The sequence below is a fragment of the Pseudomonas sp. So3.2b genome (genome assembly GCF_019464415.1).
Taxonomy (GTDB): domain Bacteria; phylum Pseudomonadota; class Gammaproteobacteria; order Pseudomonadales; family Pseudomonadaceae; genus Aquipseudomonas; species Aquipseudomonas shahriarae.
Genome location: NZ_CP080494.1, coordinates 3199287 through 3223110 on the forward strand (window position 1 = coordinate 3199287; position 23824 = coordinate 3223110).

The 23824-nt window shown below is 52.3% G+C and carries 24 protein-coding genes; 17 read left to right on the forward strand and 7 right to left on the reverse strand.

What is annotated here, in order from left to right; translation table 11 throughout:
* Positions 1–195: 195 nt before the first annotated feature.
* On the reverse strand, positions 196–414 hold the full coding sequence (locus K1X80_RS14290) for a carbon storage regulator (protein WP_164844875.1): 219 nt from the start codon (positions 412–414) through the stop codon (positions 196–198).
* Between the two features lie 273 nt (positions 415–687).
* On the opposite strand from K1X80_RS14290, the gene K1X80_RS14295 reads away from it, so the two are divergent.
* The 11 genes from K1X80_RS14295 to K1X80_RS14340 all read left to right on the forward strand — a co-directional run bounded on the left by K1X80_RS14295 (position 688) and on the right by K1X80_RS14340 (position 11637).
* The gene (locus tag K1X80_RS14295; protein WP_128593854.1) at positions 688–1320 is read left to right on the forward strand and encodes a response regulator transcription factor; all 633 of its coding nucleotides are present in this window, start codon (positions 688–690) and stop codon (positions 1318–1320) included.
* A 158-nt stretch (positions 1321–1478) separates the two neighbouring features.
* Positions 1479–1985 carry a fimbrial protein gene (locus K1X80_RS28555; RefSeq protein ID WP_370693738.1) on the forward strand — a complete coding sequence of 169 codons (507 nt, stop codon included), beginning with the start codon at positions 1479–1481 and terminating at the stop codon, positions 1983–1985.
* A gap of 228 nt (positions 1986–2213) precedes the next feature.
* The gene (locus K1X80_RS14300; protein ID WP_198799266.1) at positions 2214–2774 is read left to right on the forward strand and encodes a fimbrial protein; all 561 of its coding nucleotides are present in this window, start codon (positions 2214–2216) and stop codon (positions 2772–2774) included.
* A gap of 34 nt (positions 2775–2808) precedes the next feature.
* Entirely contained in the window at positions 2809–3600 is a 792-nt protein-coding gene (locus K1X80_RS14305) for a molecular chaperone (RefSeq protein ID WP_258571512.1), read from the forward strand.
* 35 nt (positions 3601–3635) lie between these two features.
* The gene (locus K1X80_RS14310) at positions 3636–6161 is read left to right on the forward strand and encodes a fimbria/pilus outer membrane usher protein (RefSeq protein WP_233096728.1); all 2526 of its coding nucleotides are present in this window, start codon (positions 3636–3638) and stop codon (positions 6159–6161) included.
* 26 nt (positions 6162–6187) lie between these two features.
* Positions 6188–7270: a fimbrial protein gene (locus tag K1X80_RS14315; RefSeq protein ID WP_220172227.1), complete on the forward strand. Its 1083-nt coding sequence runs from the start codon at positions 6188–6190 to the stop codon at positions 7268–7270.
* Positions 7271–7398: 128 nt separating this feature from the next.
* A complete protein-coding gene (locus tag K1X80_RS14320) occupies positions 7399–8274 on the forward strand; it encodes a winged helix-turn-helix domain-containing protein (protein ID WP_198799268.1) in 876 nt (291 codons plus the stop codon).
* Positions 8275–8408: 134 nt separating this feature from the next.
* Positions 8409–8744, forward strand: a complete 336-nt coding sequence (locus K1X80_RS14325) for a hypothetical protein (RefSeq protein WP_128593848.1) — start codon at positions 8409–8411, stop codon at positions 8742–8744.
* 322 nt (positions 8745–9066) lie between these two features.
* Positions 9067–10263 (forward strand): EAL domain-containing protein, encoded by a 1197-nt coding sequence (locus K1X80_RS14330; protein WP_198799269.1) that lies wholly within the window; start codon positions 9067–9069, stop codon positions 10261–10263.
* A gap of 40 nt (positions 10264–10303) precedes the next feature.
* Complete coding sequence (locus tag K1X80_RS14335) at positions 10304–11158, forward strand: transcriptional regulator (RefSeq protein ID WP_128593845.1); 855 nt, start codon at positions 10304–10306, stop codon at positions 11156–11158.
* Positions 11155–11637: a hypothetical protein gene (locus tag K1X80_RS14340; RefSeq protein WP_128593844.1), complete on the forward strand. Its 483-nt coding sequence runs from the start codon at positions 11155–11157 to the stop codon at positions 11635–11637. The genes K1X80_RS14335 and K1X80_RS14340 overlap by 4 nt, the downstream gene beginning before the upstream one ends.
* Positions 11638–11669: 32 nt before the next feature.
* Here the strand turns inward: K1X80_RS14340 and K1X80_RS14345 are convergent, their stop codons facing one another.
* A complete protein-coding gene (locus K1X80_RS14345; protein WP_198799270.1) occupies positions 11670–12431 on the reverse strand; it encodes a subclass B2 metallo-beta-lactamase PFM-4 in 762 nt (253 codons plus the stop codon).
* 360 nt (positions 12432–12791) lie between these two features.
* Between K1X80_RS14345 and K1X80_RS14350 the strand changes: the two genes are divergently transcribed.
* Together K1X80_RS14350 and K1X80_RS14355 are read left to right on the forward strand one after the other, a co-directional pair.
* Positions 12792–13421: a response regulator transcription factor gene (locus K1X80_RS14350; protein ID WP_128593842.1), complete on the forward strand. Its 630-nt coding sequence runs from the start codon at positions 12792–12794 to the stop codon at positions 13419–13421.
* Between the two features lie 476 nt (positions 13422–13897).
* Positions 13898–15181 (forward strand): OmpP1/FadL family transporter, encoded by a 1284-nt coding sequence (locus K1X80_RS14355; RefSeq protein ID WP_220172228.1) that lies wholly within the window; start codon positions 13898–13900, stop codon positions 15179–15181.
* 121 nt (positions 15182–15302) lie between these two features.
* Here the strand turns inward: K1X80_RS14355 and K1X80_RS14360 are convergent, their stop codons facing one another.
* Positions 15303–16244, reverse strand: coding sequence for a radical SAM protein (locus tag K1X80_RS14360; RefSeq protein ID WP_128593840.1), 942 nt, complete (start codon positions 16242–16244; stop codon positions 15303–15305).
* A 387-nt stretch (positions 16245–16631) separates the two neighbouring features.
* Between K1X80_RS14360 and K1X80_RS14365 the strand changes: the two genes are divergently transcribed.
* Together K1X80_RS14365 and K1X80_RS14370 are read left to right on the forward strand one after the other, a co-directional pair.
* Complete coding sequence (locus K1X80_RS14365) at positions 16632–17012, forward strand: DUF4354 family protein (protein ID WP_128593839.1); 381 nt, start codon at positions 16632–16634, stop codon at positions 17010–17012.
* Positions 17013–17431: 419 nt separating this feature from the next.
* Positions 17432–18211, forward strand: a complete 780-nt coding sequence (locus K1X80_RS14370; RefSeq protein ID WP_169989717.1) for an EAL domain-containing protein — start codon at positions 17432–17434, stop codon at positions 18209–18211.
* 147 nt (positions 18212–18358) lie between these two features.
* On the opposite strand, the gene K1X80_RS14375 is transcribed toward K1X80_RS14370, so the two are convergent.
* From K1X80_RS14375 to folE, 3 genes are all read right to left on the reverse strand, one after another.
* Positions 18359–18499, reverse strand: a complete 141-nt coding sequence (locus K1X80_RS14375; protein WP_120733116.1) for a DUF2256 domain-containing protein — start codon at positions 18497–18499, stop codon at positions 18359–18361.
* Entirely contained in the window at positions 18496–20034 is a 1539-nt protein-coding gene (locus tag K1X80_RS14380; protein ID WP_220172229.1) for a cryptochrome/photolyase family protein, read from the reverse strand. The genes K1X80_RS14375 and K1X80_RS14380 overlap by 4 nt, the downstream gene beginning before the upstream one ends.
* Positions 20035–20236: 202 nt before the next feature.
* Positions 20237–20797: a GTP cyclohydrolase I FolE gene (folE, locus tag K1X80_RS14385; protein ID WP_169989715.1), complete on the reverse strand. Its 561-nt coding sequence runs from the start codon at positions 20795–20797 to the stop codon at positions 20237–20239.
* A gap of 358 nt (positions 20798–21155) precedes the next feature.
* Between folE and K1X80_RS14390 the strand changes: the two genes are divergently transcribed.
* Positions 21156–21680, forward strand: a complete 525-nt coding sequence (locus tag K1X80_RS14390) for a DUF3833 domain-containing protein (protein WP_057436468.1) — start codon at positions 21156–21158, stop codon at positions 21678–21680.
* Positions 21681–22282: 602 nt separating this feature from the next.
* Here K1X80_RS14390 and K1X80_RS14395 read toward each other — a convergent pair.
* Positions 22283–22687 carry a DUF2251 domain-containing protein gene (locus K1X80_RS14395; RefSeq protein ID WP_198830695.1) on the reverse strand — a complete coding sequence of 135 codons (405 nt, stop codon included), beginning with the start codon at positions 22685–22687 and terminating at the stop codon, positions 22283–22285.
* Between the two features lie 396 nt (positions 22688–23083).
* Between K1X80_RS14395 and K1X80_RS14400 the strand changes: the two genes are divergently transcribed.
* Complete coding sequence (locus tag K1X80_RS14400) at positions 23084–23809, forward strand: molecular chaperone (RefSeq protein WP_120733122.1); 726 nt, start codon at positions 23084–23086, stop codon at positions 23807–23809.
* The last annotated feature ends 15 nt before the right edge of the window (positions 23810–23824 follow it).

The following is a 23824-nucleotide window of genomic DNA, read 5'->3' on the forward strand; positions in this document are numbered from 1 at the left end:
TTTGCCTTGGTACGCTCTTGTCGAACGACAATAGATAGTGACCGGTGCAGCGGATTGCAGATGCGTATGCCAGAGCATTGAGGTTTAACTAAGCAAGAACAGCGGTCTGCGGCTTACGTGCCATCATCCTGCAAGGGGAAAACACCCTATCCTGGTCGATTAACGACCAGGATAGGGGGCAAGGCTAAGAAGCGGCTATTCGGAGGTTACACCCTTTAACTTATCGTTTTGCCGCTGGCGTTTTTCCGGCGTCAGGACGAGCTCTGCGCGATAAATAGGGATATCTCTCGGCGCTTCAAACCCTAATTGGACCTGCTTACCTTGGATCGTCAGTATCCGGATCTTGATGTCGCTACCCAGACAACCGGCGTCACCGACCTTGAGTGTAATAATTTTCACGCGTGATTCCTCCATGACATATTTCCGTTCGCACATGATCTACCTGACTATCGTTTAACTTAAGTCAAAAGCCGTGAAAAACCTGGCATGCGCTCGGTTGATCACCTCGCACACTGACGTGATTGGATTTGAAGTGAGGCTCAAGGTGAATGAGCCAAAAGAAGCATGTTTCAGGTTAATCGCAGCGTGTGTTGAATTAGGCTGACCGTCTTGTCGAGCGCTTGCCTGGTCACAGGGCAGCCCACTTATAGCGTTCTCGAAAAGTATGTGTTAGAGGCGGAAAGAGTGATGGAAACAATATCAGCCGTTGTGCTGTCGGGCCGTTGGTGTATGGGCGGCGAAATGGCCGATATTTTAGAGGCGGAATCTGTCAACGTATTGATCAACACCGAGTGCGCGGCACAGGTTGTTGAGGCTGCGCGAACACGGCTTGCGAGTATTGCAATTCTGGACCTTGCCACCTTCAATATTGAGGGCCTTGAATTGATCAGGCAGCTGCGTGCCGGCAACCGCGAACTGAAAATTATTGTGCTGACACAGCAAGACTCCAAGCATTTTTCGGCGCGTTACCGCCGTGCCGGGGCGACGGTGTCGTTACGTGTCTCAAGGGATGTGCGGGGGCTGGCATTTATTCTTCGGGCCATACGCTCGGGCTACGCCTATTTTGACTTTATTAACGCACCTATCAAAACGCGAGAGCGGTCGTTTGCCAATGAAACTGATTTGATTGCTACGTTGACGGATCGCGAGCTAATGGTATTTCAAGGGTTGGCGAGGGGGTTGAATAATAGGCAAATTGCCGAACACATGAATGTTGGCAGACCTCATATCAGTGTACATAAAACCAATATTTTTGAAAAAATGTTATTGCAGTCGATATCGCAACTGCAAGCGTTAGCGGCTCGCAATAAGCTGGGATGATCCCGTGTGACTAGTCGTGAATCATTCTTCTTCATTGGCGGTAGATTGCCTGAGGGCTAAAGTCATCCCTAACAGTCTGCTAAGCGACGAGCGTAAACGCAGCCAGGGGTATATTGATGATAGATAAATTCGGTGTAAGGGCACTAGTAGCGACGTTGATGTCGTTTGCCCTGCTAGTAGTAGCCGCACCGGTTGCGAGTGAAGGTACCCTCCAATTCGGCGGCAGGTTGGTGGCGCAAACGTGTACGATTGCTGTCAATAACTCAACATCTTTTGCGCCTTTAGTTCAATTGCCCAGGGTGAGCCGTAAAGGAATGTCGGTGGAAGGAGAAACCAAGGGTGGCACAAGGTTCACGTTTAAGTTCTCGGGGTGTTCATCCAGTTTGGTGACTAAGGCCCGTGTGTATTTCCAGCGTGGATCGAATGTGGGTGAGAACGGTACTCTGGAAAACAAACTGACGTCCCACGCAGCCACCGGGGTCGCGCTCCAGTTGTACGACGCGTCGATGAATCCCATCAGGGTAGGAGACCCCTCTCAACTAAATCAGACCGCCATGCCCTTGGCTGACTTGATGGAGTATTACGTTCGGTATATCGCTGATAGTGATGCGATAGGTTCTGGCCCATTTCAAACCAGTGTGACGTATTCAATCAGTTACGAGTAAGCGGGGGGTGATCTGATGAGTGTCGCATGCTGACCAAAGTAGAAATGCTGCATCGTTGCGCTGAGGGAGGGGCGAGTCTGGAAACTTGTGAAAAACATGCTTTATGGATTTTGAGTTGTTTGATGCTGTTGCATGTGTTTTGCTGATTGTGTTGCGCAATAGGAAGTGCGTAGGGCTCACTTATGTTGCGCCACATCTGACTTAAGTTTAACCAGGGAAGTTATTAAAATGAAACGTCAAGTAATCGCTGTGTCGTTATTGATGATCGCATCGTCTATCCAGGTTGTGAATGCAGCCTCCGACGGTACTATTAATTTTATCGGTGGTATCAGCTCTACCACCTGCACCATCACAGTGAATGGCGCTGCTGCGGGTACAACAACCGTTACACTGCCGACGATAAGTTCGACAGGAATGGATACCGTAGGTGCTGTCAAAGGCGCTACGGCACTAAATTTTGCGCTCACGAATTGCTCGTCTGCAGTGGTAACAACAGCAGCAGCAGGGAGTGCCGCAATCGCTTTCGAGAGCGGCGAGGGCATCGCGGGCGGTAATGTGCTTAATACATCCGCACCAGCGGCTGCTGCAGCGAAGGGCGTCGTGCTGCAAATTAAAGACTCCAACAACGAGGCAGTGGTCATTGGTAATGCACCAGCACTCTCTGACTACAGCCCTCTTGTCAACGGCGGTATGACGAAGTCATACACTGTTCAATATCTAACGACCGGTACACCGGTGCAGGCGGGTAGGTTTGAGGGGGCTGTCACATACTCGATCAGCTATCTATAAGCTGCAACCGCTCAGCACTCCCAGTGCTGCCTTTGTGATTAAAGACAGCACTGGGAACTTGATCAGCCAAGCAAGGGATTTTATGGCTTACCTTATATCGATACGCCAAGGAATGGCCGCGGTGCTGATGTCAATGGTTTGTTGTCAGGTGAGTGCCAGTGTGGTCATTACCGGCACACGCTTGATCTACCCGGCACAAGAAGCAGAAATCACCGTGACGCTGGACAACAACGGTGTGCTCCCGGTACTGGTGCAGACTTGGGTCGACAGCGGAGATCCAAACTCTAGCCCCACCCATTCGACGGCGCCTTTTTTGTTAACCCCCCCCGTATTTCGCATGGACCCAAACAAAGGCCAAAGTGTGCGGTTAATGTTCACCGGTGCCAGCCTGCCCGAAGATAAAGAGTCGGTTTATTATTTCAACCTGCTCGAAGTGCCCACCGCGCCCGCGGAGACTGGCACGCCGGTTAATTTGTTGCAGATGGCTTTTCGCTCGCGAATCAAGATTTTCTATCGTCCTGAAACGTTGAGCGGCAACGCATCCGACGCTATTGATCAGGTTCAATGGCGCATCGTCCACCAGGCCGGAGGTCTGGCACTGGAAGGGCATAACCCCACGGCGTTTTATGTGACCGTAGCCAAAGTGGGTGTGGTGGATGGCAAACAGCGGTTTATGGCCGGCAGTGAAATGCTCGCGCCGAGGTCCAAGCACTCCTTTGCTTTGCCCACGCTAAAAAACCTGCCGGGGCCTCAGGCTCAAGTGGAACTCAGCGCTATCAATGACTATGGCGCGGATGTGTTGATCAAGCGGCCGCTAACGCCTTAGTCGCGATCGCTGCGAACAGTGCATACGAGTAATCCATGAACACTCTTTTTGACTCCTGGGCTGAAGTGGCTCGGTACTTCAGTGCCTCGCGTTTATCCAAACCTGTTGTTGGCTGGTGGTTGGCTCTGGGCATGTCGTGTGGGCAAAAGGTTTTCGCAGATGAGGTGCTTTTTAACCGTGCTTTTCTGCCTGAGGGCTCAGAGAGCCTGGACCTGGCGCCTTTTCAAAAGGGAAATGCGGTGTTGCCAGGGCAATACAGGGCTGACGTGTTTGTTAATGAACAGCCCATCGGACGTAAAAATATCCTGTTCTCCGCATCGGGGGGGGGCGTGTTGCCCTGCTTCACTGCGCAATTGCTGGATGAATTGGGAGTCAGCCCGAAAGCCTATCTGACGCCCTTAGGAGACCCGTCCTGTCTGGTGTTACCTGAAACAGTGAGGGGCGCCAGCGCGACATTCAACCTGCAAGACTTGATGTTGCGCGTGAGTGTTCCCCAAGTCGCATTGCGCCGTGATGCCCAAGGGTATGTCAGCCCTGAGTTATGGAACCGCGGCACCACCGCAGCGATTTTCGGCTACTCCGCTAACGCAACCCGCAATCTCAAGGGGCATGGCGAAGACTCAGCCTACCTGAGCTTTGACGCCGGAATAAACCTGAGCCATTGGCGTGCTCGCCATAATGGCTCAGTGAGTTGGCAACCGACTAATGGGGCCGCGTACCAGGCGCTGAACACATACCTGCAACGTGATTTGGCGGGCCTTAAAAGCCAGCTCACGCTTGGGGAGACCCATACCACGGGCGAGTTATTTGATGGCGTGCTCTACCGGGGCGTGCAACTGGCCACGGATGATCGGATGCTGCCGCAATCGCTACGCGGCTATGCGCCGATGATTCGCGGCATCGCACGCACCAGCGCGCGCGTGGTTATCCGTCAGGAGAGCAACATTTTGCGCGAGATCCTTGTCGCGCCTGGACCGTTTGTGATCGACGACCTCTACTCAAGTGGCTATGGCGGCGACCTGAGCGTGACCGTTATTGAGGCCGATGGCAGCCAGCAACGCTTCACCGTACCCTACGCTTCGGTCAGTCAACTGTTGCGCCCCGGCGTATCGCGTTACAGCTTGACGGCGGGGCAGTTACGCAATCAGTACCTTGATGATCCGCCCAACTTTACCCAAGCTACCGTCCAGCATGGCTTGAACAATATGTTCACTGGAGAAGGCGGGCTGCAGGCGAGCGACAAATACACCGCGTTGTTGACCGGCGTGGCCATGAATACGCAGTTGGGCGCACTGGCGCTTGACCTGACGCAGTCCAAGACCCGTTTCCTCAGTGGCACAGAACACGGCAATACCCTGCGCCTGTTGTACAGCAAGAGTGTGCTGGAGACCGGCAGTTACTTCACGGCAGCATCCTATTGGTATTCGGCCACTGGCGCCCATAATCTCAACGATGCGTCGCAGCGATTACAGTTTGAGAAGAACGTGCTCTCATCCATGACCCTGGCTTCGCGGATGAGCCGCCGTGTGACACTGAGCGCCAATCAACAGATCGGAGAGTGGGGGCAGTTAGGGCTCAGCGCGTCATCCCAGTGGTACAGGAGCACGGCGGGAAGTGACTTGCAGTATCAACTCAGCTACAGCACCCGATTGGGGCGTGTGGGGTTAAGTCTTAATGCCAACCGCAGCCGCCAGGCACTCGGGGCAATGGACACCACCTACCTGCTCACCGCTAACCTGCCATTGGCATTTGGCTCAACGCGTCATTACGCCCAACTGTCGGCGCGCTTGGCACGCGATGCCCAAGGGCAACTCAGCGAAGATCTATACCTCAGCGGTAGCTCCGGCGAGGGCAATCAATACAGTTACGGCGTTGGGCTCCAGCGTGATGGTGCAAGTGGCACGTCGGGCACTTCGTGGAACGGCCAGTACCAAGGCGACAAAACCTCCCTCGGCGGCTCGCTGAGTCAGGGCGATGACTATGCCACCTTGGGTGTCAGTGTCGGCGGCAGTCTTGTTGGGCATCCCAAGGGGCTTACGCTGAGTCCTTTTCGCAGCGACACCATTGCGTTAATCAGTGCCAAGGGCGCCCAAGGGGCTGAAGTGGTGGGCTTTCCGGGAGTCAAGCTGGATGGTCAGGGCAATGCCGTGGTGCCTTACCTGCGCCCTTATGAACTTAACGAGGTGGGCATCGACCCCCGCGGCGCATCCTCGAGTGTGGATCTGAACGAATCAAGCCGCAAAGTGGTGCCCACCGCCGGGGCTGTTTTAGCGGTGGATTTCGCAACCAATGCGGGACGTGCGCTGTTGCTCACTGTGCATTTAGCCGACGGCAGCCCCGTACCTTTTGGTGCCACCGTGAGCCTTGCCGCCGGTCCGTCGTTAGGCTTGGTCGGGCAGGGAGGGCAGCTCTATGCGCGGGTACCAGAAGGGGTGGATCAAGTAAGGGTCAGTTGGGGGCGAGAGGCCACTCAGCAGTGCCTGCTGCTGCTGCCGGCGCCCGACGCTGAAGGGTCGGGCTTGCAAAGCCGAAACAGCCTATGCACAGCGGTTCAACCCTAATCCGGTTTGACCTGAGGAGATGAAATATGTTTGGCAACGTCGCGGTTCTGTCGCTTTTGGTGTGGAGCGTCGTATGGATAGCCGGTAACGCGGCGGCGGACTGCGAACGGGTCGAGGCGGGCGGGGCAAATGATTCGACAATGCCGCTGCGCATCAGCCAGATCAGCGTCGGCCGCGATATCCCCGTCGGCACCGAGGTTTACCGTCAAGTCTTCACCCCAGGCGGTGTCGCATCTATCCGATGTGCACCCGGTACCCGGGATATTAACCTCAAGCGCAACCTGGAGATGGTCTCTGGGTCTATCCCCGGTTATTCACCCGGGGTAAACGGCAATACCTATCCCACCAACCTTGCAGGCATCGGGGTGCGTTTCCTGGACGTCGATAACCGCGCCTTTCCATTCACTGCGAAACTACCTGACTGCCCAGGACCGCAAGCCTGCGTATTTCGTGATCCGAACCTGGATAAATTCACCCTGTCGCTTGTCAAGGTCAGTGCGCATGTCCAAGCGGGGCCCGTCGTGAGTGCGTCGTTGCCAATCGTTAACATCGGCTACGAAATCCGTGGGCGGCAGTTGCCGGTGCGCAGGGTGCGACTCTCGGGCCAGTTGAGGGTGGTGTCGCAAACCTGCCAGGCGCCGAACATTCAGGTCAGTCTGGGCCAACACTCTGTGGGTACCCTTGAGAAAACCGGCTACACGCCCTGGCAAGACTTTTCTATCGTGCTCAATCAGTGCCCGGGGTTTTACGGGTACTACTCCGCAGGGGCCAACGTACTTGAGCCAGGCGTAGTATTCAAAACCAATAAAATTGCATTCCGTATCGACCCCACCCAGCGGGCGGTGTCCCCTGACGAGGGAATCCTGAGCCTCACAGCGCAGGGCCCAAGGGTTGAGAGGGCGGCGCAAGGTATCGGTGTACAGCTTGCGTTGGAGAATACCCAGCCGATCAGGCTGTCGACGTTGCTTGACAGTGGCATTTCACTCCAGCCCAAAGAGGGTGGCAGTTATGTCATTGCGCTCAAGGCTCGTTACCTCAGGCTGCCTAACTCAACGGTACACAGCGGCCCGGCGAATGCGACAGCGATTTTTACAATCAACTATCAATAAACAAAAACAGCACTTAGAGGCCCGTTTAAACCTGTCTATACTCCCGCTGATACGTCGGCTATCGAGTGGTTCTGGGCAAGCGTAGTCCATTGACGTGATCGAAAGACAGACGCGGGGTAGTGACAGTAATGCAACCCATTGAAAGTACCGATGGCAGTGTTCTTCCGTCGGTGGTGCCCACAAAGGTCATACTCAGGCTTCATGAGGTTTCGCGGTATGCAGAGTTTTCCCCCAGCCAACACCTGTTGAGGGTTAGTGAGGGGGGGGTTATCACTGGACAGGAGTTGAGTTACAGCTCAAGCCGGCTGCTTGAACTGCTGATCTGCCACGCCGACCTGATCGTCGGCCGCGAGGAAATGTTTGCCTACGGTTGGCCGGGCAGGGTGGTGGGACAGAACAGCCTGAACCAGGCAATCTCCAATATTCGTGATCTGCTGGGCGATGATGTACAGCGAACGATCATCCAGACGATCCCACGGCGTGGGTATCGATTTAACTCGGCATACCTGAGCGAGGACCGCGAAGAGTTTAACGTCAGCGATGACACTGCCCCAGCGCCTCCGGTAGCAGCGGATGCTGCTGAAGGTATCAATCAGCCGGAGCAAGGCCAGGCGTTTTTTGCATTAGACCGTCTACCACGCTCTACCAACCTGCTGCTCGGTGTGCTGACGATTGCACTGGCAGCAACGTTAGTCTGGCGTATCGACTGGGCGCTTTGGTTGCAGCACGGCTTGTTCAGTGCAAGTGAAGCATTGGGCGAGTTAGACATTCAGTATGTCTCGGAAAGCCCAGAAGAGCTGACGCAGTTGCAGGCCGATATCAAGCCTTTGCGTGATCGTTTGCAGGCGTTTGTCAAACAACCGGAAACCATCATTTTCAATAAAATGCATGGTTTTTATGAGATCGTCTGTATTGATCAGGGGCGATCTGTGCAGTTTTTGACGGTGCATAAAACCAAATTATCCCAGTTGACAGATGAACAACTGAACAGGTGCGTCAATTGAAACCATTAAATATTCGATGGGTGATCACTTGGTCTGGGTTAGTAGTGATATTAATCATTTTGCATATTGTGTATTCGGCTCAATCGAGTAGACAGATATTGCAGGGCACGTTCTTTGCTTCTGGAGTACTGATCATGAGCAGCGGCGTTGTGTATGATAGCAGCCAGCGCTTACAGTCCCATGGCTATAAACTGCACGACTTCGAAGCGATTAATAAAAACACCCAGGATTTTTCTCTGACGCAAGTGAGTAGTCTATCCGGTAATGCGCGGTTTGTGACGAATCAAGAGCGGGATGGCGAGTGGATTAAAGATAAGATCAGCATCGACCGGGATATTGCCTTTAATTACGCTTACTACTCGAACGAGTTTTCCAGATTAAGCTTGTATAAAATAAAGGCGCGTATAGGCAGTCAGTGCTTTTATGTAAAGGAGTTGGAGACAGTACGTTGCTTTGGTGCCGAGCGCTAACCTTTTTAAATTGAGATGTACCCTCCGAGTGCTCACTGATAGCGGCGCTATTTATTAAGTGATGCTGAGAGCACACGCATGACCGCGGTGGACGGGCGGCCTTCGTGCGTGTAGTAAGCTTGAGTGGTGAATAATTATGAATTCACCACTCATCACCTCGTCTCTACACCAATCTGCTCTATGCTCGGCATCCAAATCGGGCAGTCAATAAATCATTATCGTAGCCATGAAGCGACCGGGTTCACTTCATTCGCCTACTTGTGAGTGTTATTCAGATTTAGCCCCGCAGTTCTAGAAATGACTTTACCTAACAGGTTGATACGTGAAAGCAATCAAGCGCGTTCTTAAGCGTGGGCGTTCTGTTGAGCGCTCATGGGCAAACTCTATTTCTTCAATGTGGTCTCAGGTAGCAGTCGCGCAAGTCGCGCTTTGGTTGATCGTCGCATTACTGATGGTCTGGGCGTCGCTATACTCGGTGGAACATTTGGCGCAAATGTATGTTTTTGAGCGCCTGAGTAATATTGTTGATTTGAGCAATGGTAACTTCTCTGGTTTTGAGCCTGGCATGCTGAGTGAGTTGAAAGCCATGGGTAACTATGAGGCTAGCGTTGAGGAGTGGCCTTCGCTGTTGGCTAAAAGCTATGCCTTTATAGAGTATTGTATTTTATTGTCTATGTCGGCTGCTGGGGTATGTACCATTATCGGCCTCTATAAGGTTTTCAGTTCGATCTATACGTATTACTTTTCAATGCAAGCAAGGTTTTGCAGAGGCTTGGTTAACGGTGAGTTGAGCGTGCACTATCAGCCGATAGTGAATATGAACACTGGCCTATGGGTAGGCGCTGAGGCATTACTACGCTGGACCCATAAGGGGCAGACGATAAGCCCTGCGGTATTTATTCCGTTGATCGAACGATCCGGCATCATGCCGTTGACAACCCGTTGGATTTGCCAGCGTGTTATAGAAGATTATTCATGCCTGCTATGGGCATGTGACGGGTTTTACATCAATATAAACTTATCTTCTCAAGATGTATCCGACCCCACGTTTCCCGCGTTTATTCAACAACTATTGAGTCAATATGGCATCCCGGCGTCGCGCATTGTATTTGAGGTCACTGAAGGTGTCGTGCTTGATAAATACGAAGCCATCCTGCATTTGAATCAATTACGTGCCCAGGGCCATAAGATTGCCTTGGATGACTTTGGTACGGGCTATTCCAATTTGTCTTATCTGGATTGCCTGCCTCTGGACATTCTTAAAATTGACCGTTGCTTTGTGAGCAAAAAAGGTCAAGGGCGCGCAAATACGATTTTGGTCCATTTGCTGAATATGGCCAGACACCTGAAACTCAACGTAATCGTCGAGGGGGTCGAAACACCCGAACAAGTGGAGCGTCTGCTTACCTTAGGGGCGACCACTGCCCAAGGTTGGTTTTATGCAAAAGACTTGACTGCAGAGGACTTGGTACATGGGTATTTTTCGCTGGTTCATCCGGATATGAACCGAGTGATCTAAAAGAATAGGTACTCACAGTTATCGTTGCAAGGAAAAGAACATGCAGTCATCGATTGACCCGACATCGAGCGATAAGGGTATTCAAGCGGAAGCTAAAAAAGTGTTAATTCTATGTGCTTCTGAAGGGCGGCAAGTTGTATTTTGGCCCTCGCAAAATATGTTGGTTATTCATGAGCATAATAACCAGCGAAAAGTTGAGTTGGGATACAGTTCCAGTCGAATCCTGGAAATTCTGATTGACCGGGCAGGCACCATTGTAAGTCGCGATGAAATATTTGCCTTTGGCTGGCCTGACCGTATCGTTGGGCAGAACAGCTTGAACCAGGCTATTTCAACGATTCGGGAACTGCTGGCCGATGACGAGCATCGTGAAATCATCCAGACCATTCCGCGAAGGGGTTACCAGTTCAACTCCGCGTTCTTGGTTGCTCCCGGGCACGTTAGCGACATTAGCGCTCCGGCGCCTTTAACCTTGGGCGCCGCATCAAGCTCCGAAGTGCCGCAGGTTAGGCTTTCATGGCTGACAAGGCGGCTGAGCACTGAGAATATCTTGATGGGAGCGACGCTGATATTAGCTATGAGTTTTCTTTGGCGGATTGATTGGAACCTTTGGCTACAGCCGGACTTCGTCAAAGAAACCGAAACTCAGGGCTTGCTGACTGTGTGGTACACCGGTGCAAATACACCGGAAGTCGAGAGGCTAAAAGTGAGCATGGCACCGGTGCTACGGCGCATGGAAAGTTTGTTGGAAGTGCCCGGCACAGTGGTTTTAAATACGATGCACAGCTTTTACGAAATCCTTTGCATCAGTGGCAGCACGGTGGAATTTGTTTCAGTGCATAATTCGAAGTTAGCACTCTTGACCGATGAACAGTTAGACAGGTGCCTGAAGTGAACAAGCGCAGTGTTGGACTACTGGTGGGCATCGGGTTGCTCGTGGCCTTGCATTTGATGTATTCATCCGCATCGCGTAAGGATGTGCTTAAAGGCGCTTGTTTCACCACCGGTTCGATGATTATGAGCAGTGGCGAAGTCTTAAATGTGCTGATCAGGCTTCAGTCGCATGGAAATCAAATTCATGATTTTGAGAAAATAAATTATGATAGCCAGAAGTTTTCGTTTGCACTGGTTAACAACCTCTTCGGCAGTGCCCGATTTGTGACTAACCCAGTAGGCGGCAATGAGCTGCTTAGAAGCATGTCGGTGCGTGATCGAGACGTTGCCTTTAATTATGCTTATTTATCAAGTCATGCATCACAATTGACCTTTTACAAGTTGGACCTGAACCCGGATACGCCGTGTTTCTATATCAAAGAGCTGGAGCGCGTATTGTGCCTGGGGAGCGAGCGCAGTCGAGATATTTCATCACGCTGAGCTCGCCGGCACTGGCAAAATCCCCGCAGATATTACTGCTCGCCGTGTTCAAGCAGGGTCAGATAATGGTCAATCAACTCAACGTTCTGTATCGGTGAGTTATGCCCTGCGATAATCGCTTCAACGGGCAATTCACCACTGCGGATCAGCCCTTGCAATTTCTTCAGGGTTTTCGGGTACTCGCTGCGATTCGCGAATGTCATGTTACCCAGCTTTTCCTTGAGAATGCAGTTTCCATACAACACACGCTCTTCTGGAAAGTACACAAAAATCCCATCTTCGGTGTGAGACGCGCCTAAATACAGTGCTCTAACATGGCCGTTTTGCAAGTCGAAGTTGCCCGGGTATACCTGGTCTGGCAGGCTTTGTTCCAGGATTGGATAGTGCTCCATCCCTTGCCGGGTAAAGTCGACAATACTGCGCCACTGGCTTTTTTCCAGGTCATAGGTCATCTGCGTTGAGACAATACTGGCGCCGAGCTTCTTCCAGTAGGCGTTACCTCCCGCGCGGTCGGTGTGGTAGTTGGTATTGATCACCTCCTTGATGGGCAGGGGGCTGATTTTCCTGATTTCCTGCTCAAGCTTTTCAGCGGTGGCTGGGGTCCAGGTTGCGCCAATAACCGTGATGTGTTGCTCGCCAACGTAGACCATTGAGTTCTCCTGCACATATTCCTTGTCTTCAACGATGTAGAGCGGGCCTTTGAAGTGGGTAAGGGTCAAGTCACTCTTGTTAGCGAAGACCTGGGAGGTAATGCAGGCCAGGCTGATGACTGACAGAATATTAATAAGCTTCATAAGTTTCTCAGGGAATGAGTTATACAACACAGGGGCATGCCCCCACCTGTTCTGATCGGTAGTGAGGCCGCGTCATAGAATCAGGCACATCCCACCCATTGCGAAGTGAATAACCATGAATTGAGAATTAATGCGGGATTGGTACGCGCCTGGCTCAACTGCGGATTCCGGGCGTCGGTGCAGGCGCAGTATTGACCTGGGCTGCTTTAAGGGCTCTGGGTGCACAATGGAGGTGCGTGATAACTTGTTAATTTCTTTAAGCGATTAGTATTTTAGTTAAGTAACAGCAGCCGCGTGTGTAGGATTGCTGGATGAGAAGTTTCCTGTAGTTCATCTGATCTGAAACACTGGGGGGTGCTGATGTTCAAAGTCATTATTATTGATGGACAACCGCTTGTGCGAGCGGCTATTAAATCCATTCTGAATCCGGACGACTTTACCTGGGTAGCAGAGGCTAATAATGGTACCGACGGCCTTGACTTGGTACGTGAGCATAAACCTGATTTAGTGATTTTGGACATCCAGCTCTCCGGAATTGGGGGGTTAGAGGTGATGCAGAAGATTTACAGCTTTGATAAGAATATTGAAATTCTGGTGCTGACATCCTGCTCAGCACGCTATTATTACAACCGTTGCCGTGCGGCGCGCGCGTCGGCGTTTTTGTCGAAAACGTGCACAGTTGAAGAGTTGCAAAGGACTGTCAACCTGCTGATGAAAGGCAGGGCTTATATGCCTCATGGCATTGATCGACTGCCTGCGCTCGGTGACAGTTTCTCCAATGAGGCCCTACTTATCAATACGCTTTCCAACCGCGAGTTAATGACATTTGAACTGCTTGTGCGAGGGATGAGTAATAAGGAAATAGCGAACTATTTGCAGCTGAGTAACAAGACGATCAGCACCTACAAGGTACGACTACTGGAAAAGCTCAATGTCTTTTCCCTGGTTCATTTGTTTGAAGTTGCCAAGCGCAACGGTTTCGCGGATTAGGTCATTTACGAAATTGCGACAGTGATATCAACTCCCGTCCTGTTTGATCGGAGGAGATCCTGACGGCGTTACGCTCGATGGTGTAAATCCGTATTACTTGCACCACTTCATGCCCTTTTCCCGGGGTGCATCCGAGTATAAGGCCTCTATCAGTCATGCCATCGCAATTATGGGGCGCCTCAAGCGACGGGCCTCCAACATAGCGATGCCCGAATATGTGCTGCCGCACGCGCAAGGCAAGTGCAGCGTCCCGCTCTGCAGATACGCAGCTTAGGGCTTGAGCAGCCCTTCGGTGACGCCAATGTGCGAGCGTTTCGTTGCCCTTAGTTGCTGGGTACGTAACTAAGTGTTGCCGATGGGTAAGTTGGCATGGGCGAAACTAGCCTGTGCAGATTTTTTCCTACAAGTTGCCCTACAACACTGACATTTAAATATTGTTACTTTCCTCTGTGGTGATCACCACGGAGCTTTAATTAATGAAGAAAGTAATGTTGAAAAAAACACTGGGTCTGGCTATTACTCTGGCATCTTCACAAGTATTTGCCAGTGGCTTTGCACTGAATGAGCAAAGCATCAGTGGTATGGGAACAGGGTTTGCCGGGCGATCTTCATCGGCAGAAGATGCCAGTACTGTCTATGGCAACCCCGCCGGTATGGTTCGCCTGGACGGTCAGCAAATCACCGGTGGTCTAGCCGTTATTGATGCAACAAGCAACATCAGCCAGGCCAGTGGCAGTTCGAGTGGCAGTAACAAGGGCAACATGGTGCCGCTTACCGGCGCGCCCTTTGCTTTCTACACCCAAAAACTCAACGAGCAATGGGCTGCCGGCTTTGGTCTCTACGCGCCATTTGGCATGGTCGCCGATTATGAAAAAGGCTTCCAAGGCAAAGCTTTCGGCAGTAAGAGCGAGGTGAAAGTCATCACGCTCCAGCCAACCGTCAGCTATGCCTTCAACGATAAGCTGTCTATCGGCTTTGGCCCGACCATCAACCGAGTTTCCGGTACCCTGGAGTCGGATATCAACCTTCCGAACCCAGGTCTCGCGTCCAACAATATCAAAATCAAGGGTGACGACACCGCCTTGGGTTTTAACGCTGGGGTGTTGCTTCAAGCAACAGACAGCACGCGGGTAGGCCTGACTTACCATTCGCAGGTCAAGTACAAGCTGAAGGGGCACACTCAAGTCACTAAAGGCGCCAACGTTCATGACGCATTATTGAGCAGCGGACGCTACGACGCGTCGCTCAAAATTGACACGCCAGAGTCTTGGGATTTCTCTGTGACGCAAGATGTGAATGCTGATTGGAAGCTCTATGCCGGGGCCACCTGGACACGTTGGAGTCGCCTGAAAGACATCACGGTCAAGAACGAGGGCGTTAGTTACAGCGATGGTGCGTATGCTCAGGCTTTGCTCAGTACCATTAAAGAAGAGCAAAACTGGCACGATACCTGGGCCTATGCCGTGGGGACGTCCTACCGACTGAGCAAACAGTGGGTGCTGCGTACCGGTTTGACGCTTGACCAGTCGCCGACCAACAACACGGATCGCTCACCACGTATTCCTACCGGGGACCGAACCATCTTCAGTCTCGGTGCTGGTTACGATGTGCTGCCGAACATGACTGTCGATGTGGCTTATGCCTATCTTAAGGAAGAGCCGGTCAAAGTTAACCGCACCAATGGGCTTGGCCAGCACTACAAGGCCAAGTATGAAAACAGCGCCAATGGTTTCGGCTTGGGCGTCACTTACCGTTTCTGATTCGCCATCGTCTTAAAGCCCTGCTGTCTTACAAGAGAGCGGGGCGTTTTGACTGTGCCTTCGGCGCAGGCCGCTGAGCCCTGTGTCGAATTGCCCCACAGTACCTGGGGCGCTTAGTGGATCAATAGACGAGGAGGGCGTCGCTACCATCTGGGTAGTGCGAGACGATGTAGCCTTGCGCATCAATTTCGTGCAGTGGCGGCAGGCTCGAGTTGCCGGAAAGTGTTTTATAGCGCTCGGCTGGATAGAGTGAGCGGGCGCGAATAAAACGCTGCCCGCCAATATTTTCGTAGCGCAGGACTTGGCCTGGTGTGATGTACTGCGTACCTATGGCTGTGACGTACCCATAAGGCAGTGCATAGGTGCCTGAAAACGCCATCAATTGGGTAATTAGGGTATGGCCTTTTTGCACTGTGGTGCGCAGCGGTGCTCCACCTGGAGCGTCTGCGCAGTGCATTAAGTGATAAGGCGTGATTCCAACCGCGAGAAAATGATCGATAAGATTTTTAAGGCTGTGGAAATCGTCGTTGATCCCTTTGAGCAGTACTGCGTGGCCACGTACGTTGATGCCCCGACGGGCGAAGCCGTTGAGTGCCCTGATGACGTCCGGTTGCAGCTCGCTGGCGTGGTTGATTGCAACGTCCAAAGACACCCTTGTGGAGCGCAGAGGATAGGCATAATCGACGTGGTTATAACTGGCCATGCGTTCGACAAATGCTTCATTAATGTACTCTGGTTGAAGCAAAGCATGCCGGGTTGCGATACGAATGTTATTGAGATGGGGAATGCTCGCCAGGTTTTCCAGCAACGCGAACAGCTGCTTTGGTTTTACCAGCGGGTCGCCACCAGTGATTGAGGCTTGAGTGATGCGTGCGTCGTTGCGTATGTACTCTACGACATTGATCAGGTTTTCCTCACTCATCGATTGAGACTCGCAGCGCACAGTGCTAGATTTCTTGATGCAGTAGCGACAGGGACAACCGAAATACGGTGTCAGCTCAACCTTGTCTTCATCAACGCGCGATAAGCCGAAAGTGCGGTTTTTTTGCTGGTGATGGCGCATCTTGTCGCTTCCATTTCGAGGGCGGTGAGTGGGTCATACATACGCTGATGTTGTTATCAGTGAAGCATTAAAGTGCCACCTAGTAGAATGACTCCGATACAGCCATTCAGCGCAATTCAGAGTTCTTCATGGCGCGCCCTATTGTTGCGTATATAGTGCGCCTCATTAAATATTACCAACGGCTTCCTCTTCATTAAGGTGAAGGCTCTCACTATGCCTCGCGGCAGAGCTTCACAACTGTTCAGTGTGGTTGAGTTGTGTGGCGTGCGGCTTCCTTTTAATCTATGAAATATATTGCTATGGAAATAACTCTGCTATTTTTCATGGCGAGCATACTAGCTTACATTTCAATTATCTAAGATTGACGTTTACCTCAGCGGACTCACTATGAAATTCTCAAGTATCATTGCCCCAATCACTCTGAGCCTGATTGCTCTCACCGCACATGCAAAAGGTCTGGATCACGTGATAGTAGTCTCGACACAAAAGTCTTCCGGCACGATGTCCGTGGGCGATAAAAGCGCCTACACACAGAGTTTTGATATTTTCCTGGGGAATCTCAAGGGGCGGGAAATTGATTTGGCCGGCTACTGTTTGAAAGCCTACGGAATTGAAGGCCAAGAATACAAGTTGGATACTGTGGATGAGGCGCTCACCGTCGGAAAATTAAAGGTAGGCGCCCCGGTCCAAGGTATGGCAATGTTTTCTTCTGTCGATTCCGGCGTATATCAGCCTCTGATGATCAAGCTCTCTGGAAGATGCAAATAAGCCATTCTGGGATGTTAGGATGCTGGAACTCTTTTTTTCTCCGCGGAACATGATGAATAGCCCCGGCTTCTCTAGACACCTTGCAAGCTCATTGCGTAGCTGGCGTTGATTCGCGAAATTATCGGTAAAAGCAACGACGCAGGAAGCCATAGGCTATCCAGGGTACAGCGTCTGCATTGCATGCGGTGTTAAGGTCAGCGGCCCCTCCTGACGCCGGCATTCATCGCGCGGGTGCCAGTGATGCTGGCTCTGCTTGGAAATGCGCAAAACAAGATATTGGCGTGGCGAAAGCTGGCATTATCAGGCTGGCGCGTTGCACGCGATGAACATGCGCCTTCAACGAAGCCAGATCAGTGCCGATACATACTGAAAGCTCGAAAATTATAGGTTAGGGTTGCTAAAAATCTGGAGGATCAGCCATGCCCCGTAATATTGCGTTCTCTACGTTCGTATCAGTCGGCTGCGCAGAGTGCCGAAATCTAGAAGGGTTGGGGTTCGATTTCATAATGGCATTCCAGCCAATCGTTAACGTAAGAACGCGCACAACCTTCGCCTATGAAGCCCTTGTACGTGGGGTGAACGGTGAGTCGGCGGCGAGCATCTTGGATCAGGTTAATGACGACAACCGATACCGCTTTGACCAAGCATGCCGAGTCAAGGCTATCGAGAGAGCGACGGAACTAGGTTTGCTGGGCATTCCAGACTGCAAGCTCAGTATCAATTTTTTGCCAAATGCTGTGTATCGACCCGAAACCTGCATTCGAGCCACTCTGGAGGCTGCCAGGCTGTTTGGGTTCCCTCCAGAGAGACTAATGTTCGAAGTGACCGAAGGTGAACGTGTTGATGACCCTATGCATCTAAAGGGGATTTTCGAAGAGTACAAGCGTCAAGGTTTCACTACATCTATCGACGATTTCGGCTCGGGTTACTCGGGGTTGAATTTATTGGCGATGTTCCAACCTCATGTGCTAAAAATTGACATGGCTCTCACAAGAAACATTGACAAAGACCCGGTTAAAACTGCAATAGTCGAAGGTATTGTTTTAGTCGCAAACCGTTTAAATATAGTGGTTGTGGCCGAAGGTATTGAAACCCGTGATGAGAGTGATGCATTACTCCGCTTAGGCATAGATCTTATGCAAGGGTACCTCTTCGCACGACCTGATACATTTCTACTACCGCTTCCAATTTATTCCTAATTGAAAATTTCATAGCGCACATCGTTGTAGGCTCAGGTTGTGATTTTTGGTGTGACGTTCTAAAACGCCTAACATCACATCGACATCCTGGCTAAGCAAGTGATTTTGGTTTGAGTCCAAGAGGGCCTGTGATGGCCATTTTTTGGCTCAGCACTGGGCAGGTTTACTGCGCCGGCAGCGCTCAGAACAGTAACGAACTTCCTCCCAGCAGCGCGCCCATTTCTTCCTCCATAGGAAGGGAAGGCCGCAAGTCATGCAGGTTTTGACCGGGAGTTCACTCTTTTTCAAAATGATTCACCGTCATCTAAGTTTGCGAGCAACAATTGACCACGTTGCCAGAGCGCTTGCTGCTTTGATTCAGGCATTCGGTCGAGGTTTTTATACTGCATGCCCATACGGTGATTGCTGCGCAGGCGATCGCTGTGACGTATCAGGAAGTGCCAATAAAGCGCATTGAAAGGGCAGGCGTCATCTGTGGTGCTTTCGCTCACCTTGTATGCGCAGCCACGACAATAATCGGACATGCGTTTGATGTATTGGCCGCTCGCACAGTAAGGCTTAGATCCCATGTAGCCGCCGTCTGCATGCATGACCATACCAAGTGTGTTGGGCAACTCCACCCAGTCGAACGCGTCCATGTAGATTGCCAGATACCACTCACATATTTGACTCGGCGCGATACCTGCGAGCAAAGCGAAATTGCCGGTAACCATTAGCCGTTGGATGTGATGAGCGTAGGCATGCTTAAGGCTTTGGTTAATGGCTTGGCGCATGCAGTTCATCTTCGTTTCGCCTGTCCAGTAGAACTCTGGAAGCAACCTTGTGTTGCTGAATTCATTTCCGTCGGCATATTCAGGCATCTTCAACCAGTAGATGCCTCGGACGTATTCCCGCCAACCGATCAGTTGACGAATGAAGCCTTCGGCAGCGTTCAGCGGAATCCGCTGCGCCCAGTACGCGGCTTCGACGTCGCTGCACAACTGGCGCAGATCCAGCAGGCCGATATTTAGCGCGGCGCTGATCCGCGCATGAAACAGGAAGGGTTCGTCACTGGCCATCGCATCCTGGTAGTCGCCGAACGCAGCCAGGCCCCAATCGAGAAAGTAATCCCACAAGGCTTGGGCATCGGCGTGGGTTACCGGGTAGTCGAAGGTGTCTAGGGCGCCATAGTGGCCGGAGAAGTTTTTTGCCACCAGCGCCAGCACTTCCTGGGTGATGGCATCGGCCGAAAAGCGCATGGGTGAGGGCGCTCTCACACCTTTGGGCAACGCCTTGCGGTTTTCGGCATCAAAGTTCCAGGCGCCACCGACCGGGCTGCGGTCGCCATTAAGCAACAAGCCACTTTTGCGCCGCATCTCGCGGTAGAAGAATTCCATGCGCAGCTGCTTTTTGCCCTCGGCCCAAGACGAAAATTCGCCGCGGGTGCAGAGAAAGCGGCTATCGCTATGCCACTGGATCGTTAAGCGACAGTCCTTGAGCGACTGCTCCAGGCGCCAGTCACCGCACTCAGTCAGGTACAGTTGCTGTGGTTGAAGCCGTGAGTGCCAGCGCCGTAACTCGCCGGGCACCGATCCACTGTTGTGCGGATCATCCAGGCTGACGTAGTGCACGCGGATACCGCGCTGCTTCAACGCCTCGGCAAAATGGCGCATCGCACTGAAGATCAACGCGATTTTTTGTGGGTGATGGGGCACATGGCTTGCTTCCTCCATCACCTCGACCAGCAACACCGTATCGCGCTGGGGATCCAGCCCCTGCAATGAAGCCAAGTCCCAAGACAGTTGGTCGCCCAGCACCAGGCACAGTCGGCGAATCTTACTCATTTGCCAGGTCCCCGGTGCAACGTGACTCACCAGGGTGCCGCCAGCGAGAAAGGAATGCGTAACGACTCGATATCGTCGTGGATCTGCTTTCAGCCATTCCAAACGCTGCGCCAAGCGCACCGCTGGCGCCTATCACCAAGGCGTTCATTTCAAAGGAACTGTTCATTGAGTCTCTCCTGCAAGCCTGCGCGAGCTCCGAGCGTTAACTGCGTTGCCCAATCAGTTGCAGGAACTCCAGCCGCGTAGCGGACGACTCGCGAAAGGCGCCCAGCATCACTGAGGTGGTCATCACCGAGTTTTGTTTCTCCACGCCCCGCATCATCATGCACATGTGCTTTGCCTCAATGACCACGGCCACGCCGGCCGCATCAGTGATGTGCGCAATAGCGTCGGCAATTTGCTTTGTAAGGTTTTCCTGGATCTGTAAGCGGCGGGCAAACATATCGACGACCCGGGCGACTTTCGACAGGCCCAGCACCCGCCCGGTGGGGATGTAGGCGACATGAGCCTTGCCGATGAAGGGGAGCAGGTGATGCTCACACAACGAATACAGTTCGATGTCGCGCACGATGACCATTTCATCGTTTTGCGATTCGAACAATGCGCCGTTGATCAAATCCTCTAGACTGATCGTGTAGCCATTGCACAGGTATTGCATCGCTTTGGCTGCACGCTGGGGAGTATCCAGCAGTCCTTCACGCTCAGGGTTCTCGCCGACGCCGACGAGAATTTCACGGTAATGCTCGGCTATTGATGTGTTCATTAAGATTCCTCGAAGCCATGCTGCTCTCACCGTCAAATTGCAGCGCCAGTGGTCAGTTTTTATTGTACATTATCTAATTCGCTGTATAGGTTCTGTATAGGGTAGGCCTAAAAAAACCACCTGACAATGTGCGCCGTTCCTAGGCGTGATGCGTATGGGTGGCTGTCGCAGGCACCATTTCTGCGCGATGCGCGTGCCCCCCTTGGACAGGCCGTCGGAGTCCGTTTGTGTGGCTGTAACGTCGACCTGAGGATTCAGTTGTACAAATTAATTGTTTTGTATAGCTTTTGGCGTGCCCGCAGCTGCAATCCCAATTGCTGGGCGGTTCTAAACCCCTGAGACCGTTGAGGAGTTGCACATGTTAAAGGTATTGATAGTTCTGCTAAGCATTGGTCTCGCGAGTTGCAGCCGGGTAGATGTGCATACTTACCGCCAGGAGATGCCCACCCTTGAGCTACGCGATTTTTTCGAGGGGCGGGTCGAAGCTTGGGGCATGTTTCAAAAGCGTTCAGGTGAGGTAGTCAAGCGCTTCCACGTGGAGATCAATGGCCAGTCCGAAGGCAATAAGTTAATACTCGATGAGTCATTTACTTACAGCGATGGCACTAAACAAAAACGGGTGTGGACGCTAACGCCAGTTGGCCATAACCAATGGCGCGGAACCGCTGACGACGTGGTGGGGGAGGCGCGTGGTGAGATGGCAGGCAATACCCTGCGCTGGAAATACGTACTGAGCCTTCCTGTGGATGGTAAGGAGTATCAGGTTGAATTAGACGACTGGATGTACCTTATGGACAAGAACACCATGATCAATCGCTCGTTCATGACTAAATTCGGAGTGGAAGTAGGCCAGATCACTTTGTTCTTCCGTAAGCAACCTTGAGTAGTCAGGGCCGGCGGCAGGTACATCCTGCACGTTTCCGGTGTTCAACCCACTGTGGAAGTAACTCCAGCCTGATCCAGATCTCGGGTTCTGGCATAGGAGTAGAAAGCGTGGATCGCACGCAGATGTGCCGCAGCCGTGTTGTAAGCACGGTGCCTGGGTTTAAGTTGGGTGTAGATGAATGGGGCAAGTATGGGCAACAGCGCCGCATCACCAGCTTGCACAAGCAGCGGTAGTCGTTTACCTGAAGATAAACGGCACTGAACCAGTTTCATCGGCAGCCACTTCATTCAATGACTCGCCACGAACACGGAGTAGATAGCCTGTTGAGAGAGTGGATGCCAGAATCGGCTTTGTCGAATCAGTGCCTGACGAGGCTCATGACCATTTCTAACATGATACATAATTTAACATAATATACATTATGCGAACCTATGGGATATCCTCGTTGGGCTCTGCTTGACGCTTTTCACCAAGCGGCCCCCCGTGTTTCTCGCCTGCTGGAAAAACACGATGCTGAAACTTGGTGTGGCGCTGCCTACCCGTTAAACCTGGTGGATCCTTTGCGCAGAAGAAAAAGCCTGGCTAACCCAGGCTCGTACTCATGCGAACAGTTCAAGCGCAGCATCATCCCAGTCGTGGCCATGTTCAGACCAACCATTGCCAGTGTGCGGTGGAAACCCGGTACGGCAATAGCCTTGTTTCGCCGTGAAATCGAATATGGCATGCGGATAATCGTTGATTAGCAACACGGCCTTGCTGTGATCAACTGACCAACCGATCTTCAAACTGGAGGGTTTATGTTTGTCTGAAACGTCCGCGACGTTGTAGATATGCAGCGCGTCTTGAATCGGGTTGCTTTCAGCCGCTGTATCCAGGGCGTAGAAATAGCCGGTGTCCTCGTCGTCTTCGAATACGACAACGTAACTTCCTTCTTCCGCGGGTGCTTCTGTGACCGAGTTTTGGCCCACGTGCAGTTCTGATTCGGCAGCGAGGTATATTGGCATCGGGTATTCCTTTACGAGTTGAATGTTTCAGACATCAAGAATACCAATAGCCCACGGCTGGGTGACAACTGTTAACCTGCCCTATGTCTGTCAAAAAAACAAAAAAGAATAACTAAACTAAATAACTGTTTAGTTTAGTTATATAAATGTGCAGTAGAATACGATCCTGCCGCCGCTGATCGCCTATGATCGTCCCGGCTCGCGCTGTGGTGCCCCGTCCACCACCGACTCCCCTGCCCCAGCCGGCACTGTATTCGGCGGTGACAAACACAAAGCCCCCCAACCCTGAGCCTGTAATTTTCCCTTTTAAGAATCGCCTGAGAGAATCCCTGACGCCCACCTCCTACCATGGACCCCGAAGCCACTCCAACATACCCAGGAAAGCTACGGGCCCTCATGTCACCTCTCAACCACTTGCCATTCTGCCGCTCCCTGCTCTGGATCAGTGCGCTGATTGCAGCGTTGCTGGCTCTGGCGCCCTGTGCGCAGGCGACGGTCAAGATTGAAGGCACGCGCCTGATCTACTTTGGCCAATATAAAGAAGCCAGCATCAATATCGTCAATCAGTCCTCCAGCGAACTGGCGGTGCAAAGCTGGGTCACCCGCGAGGACGATGATGCAACTTCGCCGGTGCCCTTTGCCGTGGTTCAGCCGCTGGTTCGCCTGGATGCTCAACAGCATCACCTGCTGCGCATTCTGTACGCCGGCGCAGGCTTGCCCAGCGATGTGGAGTCGATGTTCTTGCTTAACGTCATGGAAATCCCGCTGAAGCCGGAAGCCGCCGACAGTGTGCAATTTGCCGTGCGCCAGCGCCTCAAGCTGTTCTATCGCCCGGCCGGGCTGGCAGGCAGTTCGTCAGAGGCCGTGCCGCAACTGGTATGGAGCCGCACCGATGGGCAAACCCTGACCGTCACCAATCCCAGTGCGTTTCATCTGTCCCTGGTGGATGTGCAAGTCGACAAAGGCGGCCAGGTTCAAGTGCTGGATGACTACCTATTGCTCAAGCCCGGTGAGCGCAAAGTCTTCAGCACCCAGGCCCCCATTAGCGTCGGGAGCCAAATCAACTTTACCGAAATCACCGATATCGGCTTGCAGGCCCGCCATCGCGCGGTTCTCAAGTGATGGAACGCGGGGAAT

Coding starts and splice junctions, on each gene's coding strand:
- K1X80_RS14290 (WP_164844875.1), bottom strand. CDS start 414: ATGGAGGAATCACGCGTGAAAATTATTACACTCAAGGTCGGTGACGCC.
- K1X80_RS14295 (WP_128593854.1), top strand. CDS start 688: ATGGAAACAATATCAGCCGTTGTGCTGTCGGGCCGTTGGTGTATGGGC.
- K1X80_RS28555 (WP_370693738.1), top strand. CDS start 1,479: ATGTCGTTTGCCCTGCTAGTAGTAGCCGCACCGGTTGCGAGTGAAGGT.
- K1X80_RS14300 (WP_198799266.1), top strand. CDS start 2,214: ATGAAACGTCAAGTAATCGCTGTGTCGTTATTGATGATCGCATCGTCT.
- K1X80_RS14310 (WP_233096728.1), top strand. CDS start 3,636: ATGAACACTCTTTTTGACTCCTGGGCTGAAGTGGCTCGGTACTTCAGT.
- K1X80_RS14315 (WP_220172227.1), top strand. CDS start 6,188: ATGTTTGGCAACGTCGCGGTTCTGTCGCTTTTGGTGTGGAGCGTCGTA.
- K1X80_RS14320 (WP_198799268.1), top strand. CDS start 7,399: ATGCAACCCATTGAAAGTACCGATGGCAGTGTTCTTCCGTCGGTGGTG.
- K1X80_RS14325 (WP_128593848.1), top strand. CDS start 8,409: ATGAGCAGCGGCGTTGTGTATGATAGCAGCCAGCGCTTACAGTCCCAT.
- K1X80_RS14335 (WP_128593845.1), top strand. CDS start 10,304: ATGCAGTCATCGATTGACCCGACATCGAGCGATAAGGGTATTCAAGCG.
- K1X80_RS14345 (WP_198799270.1), bottom strand. CDS start 12,431: ATGAAGCTTATTAATATTCTGTCAGTCATCAGCCTGGCCTGCATTACC.
- K1X80_RS14350 (WP_128593842.1), top strand. CDS start 12,792: ATGTTCAAAGTCATTATTATTGATGGACAACCGCTTGTGCGAGCGGCT.
- K1X80_RS14355 (WP_220172228.1), top strand. CDS start 13,898: ATGAAGAAAGTAATGTTGAAAAAAACACTGGGTCTGGCTATTACTCTG.
- K1X80_RS14360 (WP_128593840.1), bottom strand. CDS start 16,244: ATGCGCCATCACCAGCAAAAAAACCGCACTTTCGGCTTATCGCGCGTT.
- K1X80_RS14365 (WP_128593839.1), top strand. CDS start 16,632: ATGAAATTCTCAAGTATCATTGCCCCAATCACTCTGAGCCTGATTGCT.
- K1X80_RS14370 (WP_169989717.1), top strand. CDS start 17,432: ATGCCCCGTAATATTGCGTTCTCTACGTTCGTATCAGTCGGCTGCGCA.
- K1X80_RS14380 (WP_220172229.1), bottom strand. CDS start 20,034: ATGAGTAAGATTCGCCGACTGTGCCTGGTGCTGGGCGACCAACTGTCT.
- folE (WP_169989715.1), bottom strand. CDS start 20,797: ATGAACACATCAATAGCCGAGCATTACCGTGAAATTCTCGTCGGCGTC.
- K1X80_RS14390 (WP_057436468.1), top strand. CDS start 21,156: ATGTTAAAGGTATTGATAGTTCTGCTAAGCATTGGTCTCGCGAGTTGC.
- K1X80_RS14395 (WP_198830695.1), bottom strand. CDS start 22,687: ATGCCAATATACCTCGCTGCCGAATCAGAACTGCACGTGGGCCAAAAC.
- K1X80_RS14400 (WP_120733122.1), top strand. CDS start 23,084: ATGTCACCTCTCAACCACTTGCCATTCTGCCGCTCCCTGCTCTGGATC.